The sequence below is a fragment of the Pseudooceanicola sp. LIPI14-2-Ac024 genome (assembly GCF_042188925.1).
In the GTDB taxonomy this organism is placed as follows: domain Bacteria; phylum Pseudomonadota; class Alphaproteobacteria; order Rhodobacterales; family Rhodobacteraceae; genus Pseudooceanicola.
On the sequence record NZ_CP170102.1, the window covers coordinates 1659546 to 1675012 of the forward strand.

The 15467-nt window shown below is 68.7% G+C and carries 14 protein-coding genes, 1 tRNA gene and 2 pseudogenes; 10 read left to right on the top strand and 7 right to left on the bottom strand.

The window, feature by feature from the left end:
• Positions 1-64: 64 nt before the first annotated feature.
• Positions 65-2099, bottom strand: a pseudogene (locus ACE2AC_RS08110) (FAD-dependent oxidoreductase).
• Between the two features lie 210 nt (positions 2100-2309).
• On the opposite strand from ACE2AC_RS08110, the gene ACE2AC_RS08115 reads away from it, so the two are divergent.
• Positions 2310-3077 (top strand): L,D-transpeptidase, encoded by a 768-nt coding sequence (locus ACE2AC_RS08115; protein WP_375691594.1) that lies wholly within the window; start codon positions 2310-2312, stop codon positions 3075-3077.
• A gap of 56 nt (positions 3078-3133) precedes the next feature.
• Here ACE2AC_RS08115 and ACE2AC_RS08120 read toward each other — a convergent pair whose 3' ends face one another.
• The 6 genes from ACE2AC_RS08120 to ACE2AC_RS08145 form a co-directional block, all read right to left on the bottom strand.
• Entirely contained in the window at positions 3134-3742 is a 609-nt protein-coding gene (locus ACE2AC_RS08120; RefSeq protein WP_375691595.1) for a hypothetical protein, read from the bottom strand.
• Entirely contained in the window at positions 3739-4005 is a 267-nt protein-coding gene (locus ACE2AC_RS08125) for a hypothetical protein (protein WP_375691596.1), read from the bottom strand. Before ACE2AC_RS08125 ends, ACE2AC_RS08120 begins: the two co-directional genes overlap by 4 nt.
• 268 nt (positions 4006-4273) lie before the next feature.
• A tRNA-Arg gene (locus tag ACE2AC_RS08130) sits at positions 4274-4350 on the bottom strand.
• A gap of 81 nt (positions 4351-4431) precedes the next feature.
• On the bottom strand, positions 4432-5832 hold the full coding sequence (locus ACE2AC_RS08135; protein ID WP_375691597.1) for a sensor histidine kinase: 1401 nt from the start codon (positions 5830-5832) through the stop codon (positions 4432-4434).
• A 22-nt stretch (positions 5833-5854) separates the two neighbouring features.
• A complete protein-coding gene (locus tag ACE2AC_RS08140) occupies positions 5855-7264 on the bottom strand; it encodes a dihydrolipoyl dehydrogenase family protein (protein WP_375691598.1) in 1410 nt (469 codons plus the stop codon).
• On the bottom strand, positions 7264-7992 hold the full coding sequence (locus ACE2AC_RS08145; protein ID WP_375691599.1) for a TVP38/TMEM64 family protein: 729 nt from the start codon (positions 7990-7992) through the stop codon (positions 7264-7266). Before ACE2AC_RS08145 ends, ACE2AC_RS08140 begins: the two co-directional genes overlap by 1 nt.
• A 310-nt stretch (positions 7993-8302) precedes the next feature.
• On the opposite strand from ACE2AC_RS08145, the gene rpmH reads away from it, so the two are divergent.
• The 9 genes and pseudogenes from rpmH (at position 8303) to yihA (ending at position 15466) form a co-directional block, all read left to right on the top strand.
• Positions 8303-8437, top strand: a complete 135-nt coding sequence (gene rpmH, locus ACE2AC_RS08150) for a 50S ribosomal protein L34 (protein ID WP_008554144.1) — start codon at positions 8303-8305, stop codon at positions 8435-8437.
• 23 nt (positions 8438-8460) lie between these two features.
• The gene (gene rnpA, locus ACE2AC_RS08155; protein ID WP_375691600.1) at positions 8461-8895 is read left to right on the top strand and encodes a ribonuclease P protein component; all 435 of its coding nucleotides are present in this window, start codon (positions 8461-8463) and stop codon (positions 8893-8895) included.
• Complete coding sequence (gene yidD, locus ACE2AC_RS08160) at positions 8892-9113, top strand: membrane protein insertion efficiency factor YidD (RefSeq protein WP_375691601.1); 222 nt, start codon at positions 8892-8894, stop codon at positions 9111-9113. The genes rnpA and yidD overlap by 4 nt, the downstream gene beginning before the upstream one ends.
• 59 nt (positions 9114-9172) lie before the next feature.
• Complete coding sequence (gene ttcA, locus ACE2AC_RS08165) at positions 9173-10072, top strand: tRNA 2-thiocytidine(32) synthetase TtcA (RefSeq protein ID WP_375691602.1); 900 nt, start codon at positions 9173-9175, stop codon at positions 10070-10072.
• 55 nt (positions 10073-10127) lie between these two features.
• Positions 10128-10262 carry a hypothetical protein gene (locus ACE2AC_RS08170; RefSeq protein WP_375691603.1) on the top strand — a complete coding sequence of 45 codons (135 nt, stop codon included), beginning with the start codon at positions 10128-10130 and terminating at the stop codon, positions 10260-10262.
• Positions 10262-11677, top strand: a complete 1416-nt coding sequence (locus ACE2AC_RS08175) for a putative bifunctional diguanylate cyclase/phosphodiesterase (RefSeq protein WP_375691604.1) — start codon at positions 10262-10264, stop codon at positions 11675-11677. The genes ACE2AC_RS08170 and ACE2AC_RS08175 overlap by 1 nt, the downstream gene beginning before the upstream one ends.
• A 579-nt stretch (positions 11678-12256) precedes the next feature.
• Positions 12257-14079, top strand: a pseudogene (yidC, locus tag ACE2AC_RS08180) (membrane protein insertase YidC).
• Entirely contained in the window at positions 14076-14819 is a 744-nt protein-coding gene (locus tag ACE2AC_RS08185) for an MOSC domain-containing protein (RefSeq protein WP_375691605.1), read from the top strand. Before yidC ends, ACE2AC_RS08185 begins: the two are co-directional and overlap by 4 nt.
• The gene (yihA, locus tag ACE2AC_RS08190) at positions 14816-15466 is read left to right on the top strand and encodes a ribosome biogenesis GTP-binding protein YihA/YsxC (RefSeq protein ID WP_375691606.1); all 651 of its coding nucleotides are present in this window, start codon (positions 14816-14818) and stop codon (positions 15464-15466) included. The genes ACE2AC_RS08185 and yihA overlap by 4 nt, the downstream gene beginning before the upstream one ends.
• The last annotated feature ends 1 nt before the right edge of the window (position 15467 follow it).

The window sequence follows — 15467 nt, forward strand, 5'->3', positions numbered from 1 at the left end:
GGGCCTTTTCACATCATTCACCTGTATTCGGTCCGCAGATGTTCCCGCCGGAGGCAGACGCGCCCTACCACCGCACCCCGTAGCGCAGCGCTTCGTAGATCGCCGCATGCACGTTCCGCGCCGCCACCGCGTCGCCGATGCGGTAGAGGTCGAACGCCCCCTCCCCGCGACGGGAACAGCGGCCCCTCGCCCGACACCAGCGCGGACTGGTCCACGGCGCCCCGGTTTCGCGACCGCGGCCTGAGGTCGAAGTAGAGCTCGTCCAGCGGCGCGGTGCCTGCGTTGACCACCACCTGGTCGACCTCGACCTCGTAGCTGTGCGCCGAATAGTCCGTGCCGATCCGCGCCGTCAGCCGGTTCCCCGCCCGCGCGATCGACAGCAGCCGTCGCGCGACGGTGAAGGTGGTATCGCGCGCCTGCAGGCTGCGCATGTAGGGGACGAGGTTCATGCCCATCACCTCGGGCGCAAAGCTCCGGTCGCGGGTCATCACCTCGACCCGGCCACCGGCCGCCGCGATGACCTCGGCCGCCTGAAGTCCGACGTGATCGCCCACGTCGTCGTAGACTAGGACCTCCGCCCCCGGTGCCACGTCGCCCGACAGGATGTCCCAGCCCGTCACCGCGAGGTCATTGCCCGCGTCGAGGATCGAGTCCTCGGGCAGCCCGCCGGTGGCGATCACCACCATGTCCGGGTCCAGGGCCAGGACGTCCTCGGCCTCGGCCAGGGTGTTGAACCGGAACTCCACCTCGCGTGCGGCGCATTGCGCCATGCGCCAGTCGACGATGCCCCTCATCTCGGCCCGGCGCGGGCTGCGCGCGGCCAGCCGCAGCTGCCCCCCGGGTTCGTCCGCCGCTTCGAGCACGGTGACGCGGTGCCCGCGCTCTGCCGCGACCCGCGCCGCCTCGAGCCCGCCCGGCCCGGCGCCGACGATCACCGCGCGCCGGACCGTCTCGGCCGGGGTGATCACGTGCGGCATCTCCAGCTCCCGCCCCGTCGCCGCGTTGTGGATGCAGAGCGCCGCACCGCCCGCATAGATCCGGTCGAGGCAGTAGGTCGCCCCCACGCAGGGCCGGATGTCATGCTCCCGCCCCTCGGCGATCTTGGTGACCAGGTGCGGGTCCGCGATGTGCGCCCGGGTCATGCCCACCATGTCGAGCAGCCCCGCCGACACGGCATGGCGGGCGGTGGCGACATCCGGGATGCGGGCGGCGTGGAATGTCGGCAGGCCGACCTCGGCCCGGACCTGCCCCGCGAAATCGAGGTGCGGTGCGCTTTTCATCCCCTGCACCGGGATCACGTCGGTCAGGGTCGCGTCGGTGTCGACCCGCCCCCGGATCACGTTGAGGAAATCGACATGGCCGCTCGCCTTCAGCGATTGCGCGATCCGCATCCCCTCCTCGGCGTTGATCCCGCCGGGCTGCAGGTCGTCGGCGGTGAAGCGGACGCCCACGATGAAATCCGGCCCCACCCGGTCGCGGATCGCCCCCAGCACGTCGAGCGGGAACTGCATCCGCGCGTCAAGATCGCCACCGTAAGGCGCATCGAGCCGGTTCAGGTAGCCCGACCAGAACGCATCCAGCAGGTGGCCGTAGGCCTCGAGCTCGATCCCGTCCAGCCCCGCGGCCTGCATCCGTTCCGCCGCGTCGGCATAGTCCGCGATGACCCGTTCGAGGTCCCAATCCTCCATCACCTTGGGAAAGGCGCGGTGTGCCGGTTCGCGGCGCGGGCCCGGCGCCAGGGTCGGCAGCCAGTCGCCCCAGTCCCAACGGGATCGCCAGCCGAGGTGGGTGAGCTGGATCATCACCGCGCAGCCATGCGCATGACAGGCATCGGTCAGCTCGGCCATCCACGGCACGACCTCGTCGCGGTAGGCCAGCACGTTGTTGAAAGCGGGCGGGCTGTCGCGCGACACCAGCGCCGATCCGGCCGTCATCGTCAGTGCCACGCCGCCCCGGGCGCGTTCCTCGTGATAGGCCCGGTAGCGCGCCTTGGGCATCCCGTCTTCGGGATAGGCCGGCTCGTGCGCGGTCGTCATGATGCGGTTCTTGAGGGTGAGGTGTTTCAGCCGGTAGGGCTGCAGCAGGGGATCACGGGACATGGCGCCTCGGCTTGTCGGTCCGCGGCAGTCAATCAGGTTCGCTTTCCGATGACTAGGCCCGGGTGCAACACCCCGCGCCAAGGATCCGCACTTGCCTTGATCCCCGTCACCGATCCGCTGCACAGTCGTCCGGACGCCGCGTCAACGCGGCTTCGCCCGCCTCCGCCCTGCCCCGGGGCCGGGCCGACGAAACCTGAATCGGATGCTGCCATGACCCTCTCCCCTCTCCGTGCCCTCGCCCTCTGCCTCGGCGTCGGCTCGCTTGCCGCCTGCGGCGCCCCAACCGAGGACATCGACACCCTGCCGGCCGAACTGAGCGTCTACGGCGCGATGGAGGATGACGACATCACCCTGCCGCCGGTCGAACCGATGTACCTGGCCGAACCGAACCACCGCGCCGCGGTCCTTTACACCGGCCCCGAGGAGCCCGGCACGATCGTCGTCGATCCCTATGCCAAGTTCCTCTACTACGTCGACGCGCCCGGCAGCGCGACGCGCTATCCCATTGCGGTCGGCCGCGAAGGCCGCGGCTTCTCGGGCCGGGCCACCATCCAGCGCAAGGAACACTGGCCCGGCTGGACCCCGACCGCGAACATGCTGCGCACCGAACCCGAGGTCTACGGCCCCTTCGCCGGCGGCATCCCCGGCGGCGTCGCCAGCCCGCTCGGCGCGCGGGCGCTCTATCTCTACCGCGGCGGCAACGACACCCGGTTCCGGATCCACGGCACCAACGACATGGCGTCGATCGGCAACTCCAGCACCGCGGGCTGCATCCGCCTGTTCAACCAGGACATCATCGACCTCTTCGACAAGGCGCCGATGGGAACCGAGGTCGTGGTGCGGACCTACGACGAATCGATCGCCCAGGAGGGCATCGAGATGGCCAACCGCGGCGTCGAACTGCCGCCGACCATCGTCGACCCCGAAGTGGTCTATGCCGCCGTCGAAGCCGAGAAGGCCCGCCGCGCGGCCGAGTGAGCCGGTGGAAATCGGATGACAGGGCGGCCCCCCGGGGCCGCCTTTTTCGTGCGCGGTCAGCGGTCGGCGAAGAACCGGCGGCGAATCGCCACCATCGCCAGCACCACGAGGCACAGCCCGACGACGTCGCCAATGGCATAGAACACCGTCACCGGCCCCCAGATCGCCTGCGGCATCAGCCCGCCAAAGACAAAGCTCTGCCCGAAGGAGTTGAAGAGCGAGGTCACGACCCCCACCACCAGCAGCGCGCGCCAGGTCGGCCGCGTCTCACCGCCGGCATAGTCGATCGACCCGGCGATGCGCAGCAGCTCGAACCCGAGGTAGGCGCTGAGCATCCCCACGGCGATCGAGGCATAAAGCACGGGCTCGGTGATCGCCGCGGCCGCGTCGGGGGTAAAGATCAACTCGGACAGGTAGGCCCCGATGCAGAGCGCCGGCAGCGCCTTCCAGCCCCAGAGCCAGATCGACATCACCCGAACCCCGTGCGGGAGGTAGGCGATGCTGGCAAAGACGGTGATGTCCTGGAACAGCATCGACTGCAGCGGCGTGACCACCAGTGCTGTGATGCCGTGGCACAGCACGTAGGCCGCAACGATGACCCCGCTGGCGGCGAGGAAGCGGCCCGCGAGGGGCGGCGCGTCGAGTTGGCTGTTGTGCTCGCTCAATGTCCGTTTGCGGTACGATGAAGTCCTGGCGCCGTTTCGTAGACGTCGCCCGAGGTCTTCATATCCTGATCGATCTGGCGCAGCAATTCCTCGACATCGGCGCGGGTCTTGTCGTCCGCGACGTAAGCCATGACCTTGGTGATGACCCACCGGGCCTTGGAGAGGTGAAGCTGGAACTTGAGTTGCGTGTCCACCAGGTCGTATTGCAGCCGCGAATTCTGTTCGCGCAGCCTGGCCACGACCTCGGCGTCGAAATCCGACATACTCGTCAACCTTTCCGGTACAGGACCGATGCCTTGCGACCAAGGCGGAACACGCAGATCATAGGTCGCCTCCGCGCGAAGATCAATCGAGATCACCCCACTGAATCAGTAGTTTAAAGAAGTTTTACATTTGAAGCTATTTTGTGGCGACGACGTGGCGAGGGTCTGTCAGACGACCGCGGCGGGCCGGAAACACGCGTTGACCCGAGGGACGGCATTCGCCTCATGCGGGAAGTTTCCGCAAGTGGATTTCAGCTGGAGAGGGAAGTGGCGCACCGGGGAGGATTCGAACCCCCGACCCCTTGATTCGTAGTCAAGTACTCTATCCAGCTGAGCTACCGGTGCGTAGGCCGTGCATTTAGATCCCGGGTGCGGGGAGTGCAAGAGGAAATTCTGCCTGCCGCCACGTCGACTTCGGCGAACCGCCTATTCCGCCGCGTCCTCGAGCGCGACCATGGTCTTGGGCAGCACGATGCGGAAGCAGGTCCCCGTCTCGCCCGTCCGCAGAAGCAGCAGCTGGCCGCCATGGCCGCGGATCAGCTCGGCCGAGATCACCAGCCCCAACCCCGCACCGCCCTTTCGGGCGCCGCCCTGGAACGGCGTGAAGAGGTTGGCCTGCGCCTTGGGGGGCAGGCCCGGCCCGGTGTCGGTCACGGTGATCGTCCACTGGTCGTCATCCTCGGTCGCGGCGACCGAGATCTCGCCCTCTTCCCCGGTCGAGACGATCGCCTGCCGTGCGTTGCGCACGAGGTTGAAGAGCACGCGGTAGAGCTGCTCGGGATCGGCCCGCAGCGTCATCGTGGCGGGAATGTCCTCGGCAAAGCTGACCTCGCCGTCGCCGACCGCCAGGCGTTCGCTATCGATCACGTCCGAGACCACGTCGAGCAGGCGGACCTGTGTCAGCTTCGGCGCGGGTTCCTCGGCCCGGCCGAAGGCCAGCGTGCTTTCGCAGAGGTTCACCGCCCGGCTGATCGAGTTCACCAGCTTTGGCGCCAGCCGCTGCACCGCCGGGTCCTCGCTCAGCTCGATCCGGTCGGTGAAGAGCTGGGCCGAGGTCAGGATGTTGCGCAGGTCGTGGCTGATCTTGGCGACCGCGCCGCCAAGCTGGGCCAGCCGCTCCTTCTGCCGCAGGGACGCGGTCAGCTGGGTTTCGAGCGACTTCAGCGCCTCCTCGGCCTCGCGCAGTTCGCGGATGGCGGCATTCGGCTCGATGATCCGGCGGGCATCCTCGGGCGCCTCGGCATAGAGCTGCATCTGCCGGACGACCTCCTTGATCGGCTTCACGAGGAAGACTCGGACGGCCAGGAACAGCAGCACCGCCGTCATGATCGAGATCACAGCCGACAGCAGCAGGACCCTCAGGCCGTAGTCGATCATCGCCGCGCGCATCGGCGTGGTGTCCATCGCGATCTCGATCAGCTGGCCCGCCTCGTTCACCGGGTAGCCGATCACCCGGATGATCCGCCCGTCCCCGTCGAAGAGCACGGCGAGCGCGTCGCGGATCAGGTCCCAGGCGCCGGCTTCGCGCAAGTCGTAGGTCGCGTCGATGGCGGCCGGCACCGGCGAGGACAGCACCAGCTGGCGCACGTCGTCGCGCCGCAGGACCACGTTGTAGACCTCGGCATTGCGCAGCAGTTCCTCTTCGAGGTCGGCGTCGATCCCGTCGTTGGCCAGCAGCGCGAGCGAGGCGATCTGCGCCCGTTCCAGCCGCGAGGCCAGGTAATCCTCGCGGAAACGGGCCAGCGACGGGACGAGGATCAGCACCTCGGCCAGCATGACGAATGCCATCGTCAGGATCAGGAAGCGTCCGGAAAGCGAGTTCAGCATGGTTTCCGTGCGGTACGAGCCCTCAGGGCAGCAGGCGCTGCACGGCCCTGACCACCCGTTTGACCCAAGGATTATCAAACAGTCTGGGTGAGAAATAGGTGCCCGATGCCGCTTTTCCCAGTTCCGACAGCGTCGGGTACGGCAGGACCATCCCGCTGATGTCGCTGAGTTTCAGCCGTTTCGACAGGGCGAGCGACCAGGGTGCGACCAATTCGCCGGCCTCTGCGCCCAGGATGGTGGCGCCCACGGGGCGGCCCTTGACGACCATAAGCTTGATCTGCCCGGTGGTCTGCCGGGTCGCGATGGCGCGGTCGTTGCGGGCGTAGGGGGCGGTCACGACCTCGAGCCGGTCACCATTCGCCGCACGCGCCTCGACCTCGGTCAGGCCGACATGGGCGAGCTCGGGATCGGTGTAGGTGACACGCGGGATGTGATCGCGCCGCGCCATGGCGGGCAGTCCGAAGAGGATCGAGCGGAGGACGACGCCGCCCTCGTAGCCCGCCACATGGGTGAACTGCAGCCCGCCGTTGATGTCGCCGATGGCATAGACGCGGCGGTTCGAGGTGCGCAGCCGGGCATCGACCTTGATCGCGCCCTTCCCGGTCTCGATGCCCGCGGCCTCCAGCCCCAGCCCGTCGATGTTCGGCCTGCGCCCGAGCGCGACGAGGAGGTGGGAGCCCTCGAAGCTGCGGCCATCCTCCGCCTCGACCCGGATCGCGCCCTCGCCGCCAACGACCCGCGCCGCACGCGCCCCTTCGGCGATCTCGACACCCTCGGCCCGCAGCCGCTCCAGCACGCCTGCCGCCATGTCGGGATCCTCCCGCCCCATGGCACGCTCGGCCTCGATCACCGTCACCCGCGCGCCGAGGCGGCGGTGCGCCTGCGCCATTTCCAGCCCCACCGGGCCGCCGCCGAGGATCAGCAGGTGGTCGGGCCGGTCGCGCAGGGCAAACAGCGTCTCGTTGGTCAGGTAGGGCACGGTGTCGAGGCCGGGGATCGGCGGGACCAGCGGCGCGGCCCCGGCGGCGATGACGATGCGGCGGGCGGAGATGTCCTGCCCGCCCGCGCGGACGGTGCGCGGGCCGGTGAAGGTGCCATGCGCGCGGATCACCGTGACGCCCAGGCCCTCGAACCGCTCCTGGCTGTCATGCGGGGCGATGGCGGCAATGGCGTCCGCGACGTGGTCCATCACGGCGGCATGGTCGATCTGCGGCTCCACCCCGGCGATGCCGAATCCCCCCGCGTCGCGCATCGCCTGCGCCCGGGACGCGGCCGCCAGCAGCGCCTTGGACGGCACGCAGCCGTAGTTGAGGCAATCGCCGCCCATCTCGCCGCGCTCCAGCAGGACGACCCGCGCCCCCATCTGCGCCGCGCCTGAGGCGACGGTCAGCCCGGCGGCCCCCGCGCCGATCACCAGGACGTCACATTCCATCACAGGCCCCGCCCCTTCCGTAAAGGCCGCAGCACCAGGGGCAGCGCCGCCAGCGCGCAGAGCCCGAGGAGCGGCAGCAGGATGCGCGGCTCGAAGATGATGCCGAGGTCCGGCGTCTCTCCGGCGGCAAAGACCGCGCCCAGCCCGGCGCCGACCGAGGTGTAGACCAGCGTGCCCGGCATGATGCCGAAAAAGGTCGAGATCACGTAGCGCCGCAGCGGCACGTTCACCAGCGCGGGAAGCAGGTTGGCCACGAAGAACGGCACCGCCGGCACCAGCCGGATCAGGAACAGCGCGGGCCACTGCGCCTCGTCTATGGCCTGCTTGATCTGGCGCACGCGCCCCTCGCCCGCATCCATCCGCGCGGCCAGTCGCTCTCCCAGCCCCCAGCGGGCGGTCAGGAAGATCAGCGTGGCACCGGTCGTGGCGGCGGTTACATTGATCAGGACGCCGGGCCAGGTCGAGAACAGGAAGCCCCCGGTCAGGGTCGCGACAAGCGCGCCGGGCAGCGAAAACGCGACGATCAGGATGTAGAGGGCCATGAAGCCCGCCACGCTCAGCAGGTAATGCGCATCGCGAAAGGCGATCAGCGCCTCGTGCCGCTCCTGCAGGGCCGCAAAGCTCAGCGTGTCGCGCAGGAGGTAGCCGCCGATCAGCGCCACGAGGGCGATGGCGGCCAGCGGCAGCAGCCGCGCGGGCGAGGTGATCGGGGTCGAATGGCCGGACATTGCTGATCTTTCCGTGGTCTGCGCCGCAGGATGCGGCAGCGGGCGGCGTTTGCACAGGGCCCTCACGCCGGGTTGATGTGACGGCACCCGGGCCCCATCTGTCCTTACGCGGCCAGCCGGAATTCGTTACACAAGGCGGGTCGGCGCGAAAAAGCTGCGGATCAGGCCCCGGACGGGTTTGACTTGCCCCGATGGCGGCGGTATAGCCCGGCCTCCAACCGAATTTGCGGGCGCGGGGCGATTCCCGGATTGCACCCGCTTGACCCAAGGCCCAGCCACAGCCGGGCGCAACTGAAACGGAGACGGCGCGATGAAACGCACCTACCAACCCTCGAACCTGGTCCGGAAACGGCGCCACGGCTTCCGCGCACGCATGGCAACCAAGGCAGGTCGCAAGATCCTGAACGCCCGCCGTGCCCGCGGCCGCAAGGAACTGAGCGCGTAAACCGCGCCAGCACCTGCGAAACGATGATGCCGCCGGAGGCCCCCGCGAACGACGCATCCGCGTCCGCGGACAGGCCCCCGGCGGCTTCCGTTTGCGCGGGCCCTGCCTATCGCATCCTGCGCAACCGGCCCGATTTCCTGGCCGCCGCGCGAGCAAGGCGACAGGGCACCCCCTCGATGAACGTGCAGGCCCGGCACCGGGCCGAGGGCGAGGCGGCGGGCATCCGCGTCGGCTTCACCTGCTCCAAGAAGGTCGGCAACGCGGTGGCCCGCAACCGGGCCAAGCGCCGCCTGCGTGAAGCCGCCCGCGCGGTCATCCCCGAACTGGGGCGCGACGGCTGGGACTACGTGCTGATCGGCCGGGCCGGGATCACCGCCGACCGCCCCTTCGAGCAGCTGAAGGACGATCTGCGCCACGCGATCCGCAAGCTGCACGCGCCGGGCGGACCCCGGACATGACCCCGCTGGCGCGTGTCTTCGCCCTGCCCTTCCACCTCTACCGCGCGACCTTCTCGCCCATCGTGGGCCACAACTGTCGCTACCACCCGACCTGTTCGGCCTACGCGCTCGAGGCGCTCGAGAAGCACGGGGCGTTCAAGGGGATGTGGTTGACCATCCGCCGGGTCGCGCGCTGCAATCCCTGGGGCGGCAGCGGGATCGACAACGTCCCGGATTGACCCCTCCACCGCCGCGTTCCCCCTTTCCCGCGGCCCTGCCTTCTGTCATGAGAACGCCCATGCTGGACGATAGCGACGACATCCATCCCCTGTTCTCGGGCGCGCCCGACACGACCAACTTCCGCAAGCTGCGGAAGCGGATCGTGCGGCAGGTGCGCGAGGCCGTCGATGATTTCGGCATGATCGAATGGGACGTCCGCCGTGGCGAAGGCGACGGCAAGAAACCGAAGTGGCTGGTCTGCCTCTCGGGTGGCAAGGACAGCTACACCCTGCTGGCCGTCCTGCATGAGCTGCAGTGGCGCGGGCTGCTGCCGGTGGACATCCTCGCCTGCAACCTCGACCAGGGTCAGCCGGGCTTTCCCGCGACGGTCCTGCCCGAGTTCCTGCAGAAGATGGGCGTGCCGCACCGGATCGAATACCAGGACACCTACTCCATCGTCGTCGACAAGGTGCCCGCCGGCCGGACCTACTGTGCGCTCTGCTCGCGGCTGCGGCGCGGCAACCTCTACCGCATCGCGCGCGAGGAGGGCTGTTCCGCCGTCGTGCTGGGCCACCACCGCGACGACATCCTCGAGACGTTCTTCATGAACCTCTTCCACGGCTCGCGGCTGGCCACCATGCCGCCGAAGCTGGTGAACGAGGAGGGCGACCTTTTCGTCTACCGCCCGCTCGCCTACGTGGCCGAGGCCGATTGCGAGAAGTTCGCCCGCGACATGAACTACCCGATCATTCCCTGCGACCTCTGCGGCTCGCAGGACGGGCTGCAGCGCCAGCAGGTGAAGGGCATGCTCGACCAGTGGGAACGCAATGCGCCGGGCCGCCGGCAGAAGATGTTCCGGGCGCTGATGAACACGCGGCCGTCGCACCTCCTCGACTCCGGCATCTTTGATTTCGTCGGCCTTAGCCGGGGCACCCCCAGCTCAACCGCCGCCGACGACGGCGTTCCCGACCTGCGTTAAGCTGGCATTGACCCTTCGGCCCTAGCCTGTCCGGGCATCGTCCGGGGGATTTCCCATGACACGCCGACCCATCCGGGGCCGCGCTGACCTGCGCCGGGTCCTTACGCATGTTCTGACCGGCCCGCAGGCGCTGGCCTTCCTGCCCGCGCTCGTCCTCACCGCCTTCTGGGTCGGGGGGAGGCGTGGCTGATGGCCGCGGCGTTGACCGTGCCGGTGGTCTACGGGCTGACCGGCCTCTTCCGGCCCGCCCCGGCTGACGATGCCGACCCGGACCGCGACAGCACGACCGGCCTGCCGCTGGCCGAAGCGCTGGAAGAGGCGCTGGACGACCGGCTCGCGATGTCGCTGACCCGCGGCCGGGCGACCGCCTGCTTTCTCGTCGCGCTCGATGACCTGCCCGAGCTTGCCGACCGTCACGGCCAGGCGGCGGTGGAACAGGTCCTCTCCCGCACCAGCCAGCGCCTGCGCGACGCGGTGCGCGAGGGCGACATCGTCTGCCGCACCGACCAGGACGGGTTCGGCGTGGGCCTTGCGACGGTCACCCACCTCGACCTCGAGATCGCGATCCAGCTCGCCGCCCGCCTGCAGGCCACGGTGGAGGAGCCGATCGCCGTAGGGTCCGGCAGCATCTATGTCAGCTGCTCGATCGGGTTCTGCCTAGGCGCACGCGCGCCCGAGGCCACCGGGCGCGGGCTGATCCACGCCGCCTCGCTCGCGCTGGACGAGGCGCGGCGCAACGCGCCCTCGGCGATCCGCGCCTTCTCGCGCGAGATGAGCCGCCGGGTGCCTGCGCGCGCCGTCGGGCAGGAGGACGTCATGGCCGCACTGGAAGGCGGCCAGATCCTGCCGTTCTTCCAGCCCCAGGTCTCGACCGATACTGGCCGCGTCACCGGGTTCGAGGCGCTGGCGCGGTGGTGCCACCCCGAACGCGGCGTGATCCCGCCCGACGCCTTCCTCGAGGCGCTGCGCGCGCGCGGCCAGATGGAACGGCTGGGCGAGGTGATCCTGACCCGCGCGCTCGAGGCGCTGGCCGGCTGGGACCGCGCGGGCCTTACCGTGCCGAGCGTGGCGGTCAACTTCTCGTCCGAGGAGCTTTCGGATCCGAAGCTGGTGGACAAGGTGCGCTGGCAGCTCGACCGCTTCGACCTCGCGCCCGAACGGCTCTGCATCGAGGTGCTGGAAACCGTGATCGCCGCCTCGCCCGACGATTCCGTGGTGCGCAGCGTGAACGGGCTCGCCAAGCTGGGCTGCCGGGTCGATCTCGACGATTTCGGCACCGGCCATGCCTCGATCTCGTCGCTCAGGCGCTTCGCGGTGCACCGGCTCAAGATCGACCGGAGCTTCGTCACCAAGGTCGATCGTGACCCGGACCAGCAGCGCCTCGTCGCCGCGATCCTGTCGCTGGCAGAACAGATGGGCCTCGACAGCCTGGCCGAAGGGGTCGAGACGCGCGGCGAACACGCGATGCTGGCACAACTCGGCTGCGGCCATATCCAGGGTTACTGCATCGCCCGGCCGATGCCGGTTGAACAGACCGGCGACTGGCTGCGCGCCCATGCAGGGAGCCTTGCCGACGCGCCGGCCATCGGGCGCAAGCTGGGCTGACCGAGCGCCTGGGTCATCGGGTTTGGAAGCAAGGCGCAAACTTTTGCGGGCTTGGTGGTCGGGTGGACCCTGCGACCTGGGCCCTGCCGCTTTGTATCGGGCGCCGAATGCGCGCAAACACGTTGGAGTGACGGTCATCGCGCCACTTGCACGTGCCGACGAAGGCATCACACCTCGCGGTTGTCGCCTGACTGTATCGCCACCCGGTCATCTATTCTCCCGCCTCCTCGGGTGCAGGGCGCAGCACGTAACCGCCCCGCCCTGCCGATGGCCCGAGAAAGCTACCCCCTCCGCCCCGTTAGTACCTGACCGCCACTCTACCCCATCTCTCGCGCACCGCTCCATGCGATGCCTTCGTGGCACCGCCCCGCCCCGGCCGACCGCCGACAACCGCGGAGCGAGGCTTGCTTCCCCGCAGCCATTCGCCGCCACCCCGGACGTCACCCCGTCCGTCCGATCACGTCAGGGCACCGTGACGTGACCGCGCACGCCGCCCTGCGGCGGAGAATGCCCTTGACCTTTGGCGCTGCGATCTGTTGAACCGCCCCTTGACTCTCAGTAGACGGGCGGCTCCTCCACATGGACGATCAGAACAAGAACCTTCTCTTGGCAACGGTGCTCAGCTTCGTGGTCATCGTGATATGGTTCGTGCTCTTCCCCCGCCGGAACCGGCGACCGATCCGAACGCCCCGACCGAGACGGCCCAGACCGAGGCGACCGGCGGCACGACGACCACGATGGCGCCCTCGGCCGGCACCGCGGGCACCGGCACGGCGACCGCCGGCGGTGCCGAGGCGGCCGCGAACGAAGCGCCGCGCGTCGCGATCGACACGCCGCGCGTCACCGGCTCGATCTCGCTCCGTGGTGGTCGGATCGACGACCTGCTGCTCAAGGATTACAAGACCACGCTTGAGCCCGATGCCGAGATGGTGCGCGTCCTGACCCCCGTCGGCCAGCACGACGCCTATTATGCGCTGCACGGCTGGGCCGCGAGCGCCGGTGTCAGCCAGGACCAGGTCCCCGGCCCGGAAACCATCTGGACCGCCCCCGAGGGCGCCACGCTGACCCCCGACACGCCGGTCACGCTGGAATGGACCAACGACGCCGGCCTGACCTTCCAGCGCGAGGTCGCGATCGACGACGACTACATGTTCACGATCAGCCAGACGGTCGTGAACAATTCCGACACCGCCGTCACCCTGCGCCCCTACGGTCTGATCCGACGCCACGGCGAGCCCGACAACCTCAAGAACTTCTTCGTCCTGCACGAGGGCCTGATCCGCATGTCGGACGGCGAGCTTGAGGAAGCCGACTACGACAACATCGCCGACTACGACGTGGACGCCCGCGAAGGCGCCCCGGCCGAACGGATCGACGTGGGCGGCAGCGGCTGGATCGGCTTCACCGACCACTACTGGATGTCCACCCTGATCGCCGACGGCCCGTTCCGGTCGACCGCGAAGTATTTCCCGAACGCCGACATCTACCAGACCGAGGCCGTGCTGCCCACGCAGGAGGTCGCGCCCGGCGCCTCCTCGACCGTCACCAGCCGCTTCTTCTCGGGCGCGAAGGAATGGGACACCATCCGGTACTACCAGAACGAACAGGGCGTCGACCGTTTCATCGACGCGATCGACTGGGGCTGGTTCTTCTTCCTGACCAAGCCGATCTTTGCCGTGCTGCACTGGCTGCACAGCTTCATCGGCAACATGGGCTGGTCGATCATCGCCCTGACCTTCCTGCTCAAGCTCATCGTCTTCCCGCTGGCCTACAAATCCTACGCCTCGATGGCGCGGATGAAGGAGCTCCAGCCCGAGATGGAGAAGCTGAAGGAGCGCGCCGGCGACGACCGTCAGCGGATGCAGAAGGAGATGATGGAGCTGTATCGCAAGGAAAAGGTGAACCCGGCTTCGGGTTGCCTTCCGATCCTGATCCAGATCCCGATCTTCTTCTCGCTCTATAAGGTGATCTTCGTCACCATCGAACTGCGCCACGCGCCCTGGATCCTGTGGATCAAGGACCTTTCGGCGCCTGACCCGTCGTCGATCCTGAACCTCTTCGGCCTGCTGCCCTATGCGCCGCCGGACCCGACCTCGTTCCTGGCGATCCTCAGCCTCGGCATCCTGCCGATCCTGCTGGGCATCTCGATGTGGCTGCAGCAGAAACTGAACCCGGCGCCCACCGATGCAACCCAGGCGATGATCTTTGCCTGGATGCCCTGGGTGTTCATGTTCATGCTCGGCTCGTTTGCCAGCGGCCTGGTGCTCTACTGGATCACCAACAACACGATCACCTTCACGCAGCAGTACCTGATCATGCGGAGCCACGGCTACAAGCCGGACGTGTTCGGCAACATCAAGTCGGGCTTCAGCCGCAAGAAACCCGTGAGCGAGAAGAAGTGAGCCTGCGCGTCGCCTCGATATGGCGGCATCCGATCAAGGCGATCGGACGCGAGGAGGTCGCCGAGGTGACGCTGGCCGAGGGCCAGACGCTGCCCGGTGACCGGCTCTGGGCCGTCGCGCACGAGGCGTCGAAGGCCGTCGACGGGGAATGGGCGCGATGCATGAACTTCCTGCGCGGCGCCTCGACCCCGGCGCTGCAGGCGGTGAACCTGAAGACCGAGGGCGCGATGCTGCACCTGTCGCATCCCGCGCGGCCCGCGATCGCCGTCGACCCGGCGTCCGACGGCGCGGCGCTGGTCGACTGGCTGCAGCCGCTGGTGGGTGAAGGCCGGGCACAGCCCGTTCGCCTGGTCCCCGCCCCCGCGGGACGCGGCATGACCGACACCGGCGAGGCGTCGATCACCCTGGCCAGCACCGCGAGCCACGCGGCGGTCGAAACGGCCGCCGGCCAGCCCCTGTCGCGCCTGCGTTGGCGCTGCAACCTCTGGATCGAGGGGGCCGAGGCCTGGCAGGAGTTCGACTGGATCGGCCGCACGATCCGGCTGGGCGAGGCCGAGGCCGAGATCTACAAGCGCATCGACCGCTGCATGATGACCACCGCCAACCCCGAGACCGGAGAACGCGACGTGCCGATGCTCGACATCCTCGACGGGTTCGGGCACCGCGATTTCTCGGTCGGGATCCGGATCACGCGCGGCGGCACCCTGCGCGCGGGCGACTTGCTGGAGGTTCTGCCATGACCACCCTGCCCTTCCCCCTGGCCGAGGTCACGCCCGAGGCCGAGGAAACCGGCCGCCTGCTCTTTGCCGGCGAGACCGAGTTCCTGAAAGGCGTCGTGGCGATGAACGGCCTGCCGCCGGACGACCGGATCGAGGTCTGCTTTGCCGGGCGCTCCAACGTCGGGAAATCCACGCTGATCAACGCCCTCACCGGGCGCAAGGGTCTGGCGCGGGCGTCGAACACGCCGGGCCGGACGCAGGAAATCAACTTCTTCAACCTGGGCGAAAGCCACTACCTCGTCGACCTGCCGGGCTATGGCTATGCCAACGCCCCGGTGGCAGTGGTCGAGAAGTGGCAGAAGCTGCTCAAGCAGTACCTGTCGGGCCGGGCCAACCTGCGCCGCGCCTTCGTGCTGATCGACGCGCGGCACGGGATCAAGGCCGTGGACGAAGAGATCATGAAGCTGCTCGACAGCGCCGCGGTGACATTCCAGTGCGTGCTGACCAAGGCCGACAAGGTGAGGGCCGCGGATCGCGACAAGACCCTCGACCAGGTGCGGGCCAAGCTTGCCAAGCACCCGGCCGCCTTTCCCGAGATCATCCAGACCTCGAGCGAGAAGGGCGACGGTATCGCCACCCTGCGCGCGGTCATCGCCACGCTGATCTGAC

Coding starts and splice junctions, on each gene's coding strand:
- yidD (WP_375691601.1), top strand. CDS start 8,892: ATGACCCCGCTGGCGCGTGTCTTCGCCCTGCCCTTCCACCTCTACCGC.
- ACE2AC_RS08125 (WP_375691596.1), bottom strand. CDS start 4,005: ATGTCGGATTTCGACGCCGAGGTCGTGGCCAGGCTGCGCGAACAGAAT.
- ACE2AC_RS08140 (WP_375691598.1), bottom strand. CDS start 7,264: ATGGAATGTGACGTCCTGGTGATCGGCGCGGGGGCCGCCGGGCTGACC.
- ACE2AC_RS08170 (WP_375691603.1), top strand. CDS start 10,128: ATGACACGCCGACCCATCCGGGGCCGCGCTGACCTGCGCCGGGTCCTT.
- rpmH (WP_008554144.1), top strand. CDS start 8,303: ATGAAACGCACCTACCAACCCTCGAACCTGGTCCGGAAACGGCGCCAC.
- ACE2AC_RS08145 (WP_375691599.1), bottom strand. CDS start 7,992: ATGTCCGGCCATTCGACCCCGATCACCTCGCCCGCGCGGCTGCTGCCG.
- yihA (WP_375691606.1), top strand. CDS start 14,816: ATGACCACCCTGCCCTTCCCCCTGGCCGAGGTCACGCCCGAGGCCGAG.
- rnpA (WP_375691600.1), top strand. CDS start 8,461: ATGATGCCGCCGGAGGCCCCCGCGAACGACGCATCCGCGTCCGCGGAC.
- ACE2AC_RS08175 (WP_375691604.1), top strand. CDS start 10,262: ATGGCCGCGGCGTTGACCGTGCCGGTGGTCTACGGGCTGACCGGCCTC.
- ACE2AC_RS08135 (WP_375691597.1), bottom strand. CDS start 5,832: ATGCTGAACTCGCTTTCCGGACGCTTCCTGATCCTGACGATGGCATTC.
- ttcA (WP_375691602.1), top strand. CDS start 9,173: ATGCTGGACGATAGCGACGACATCCATCCCCTGTTCTCGGGCGCGCCC.
- ACE2AC_RS08115 (WP_375691594.1), top strand. CDS start 2,310: ATGACCCTCTCCCCTCTCCGTGCCCTCGCCCTCTGCCTCGGCGTCGGC.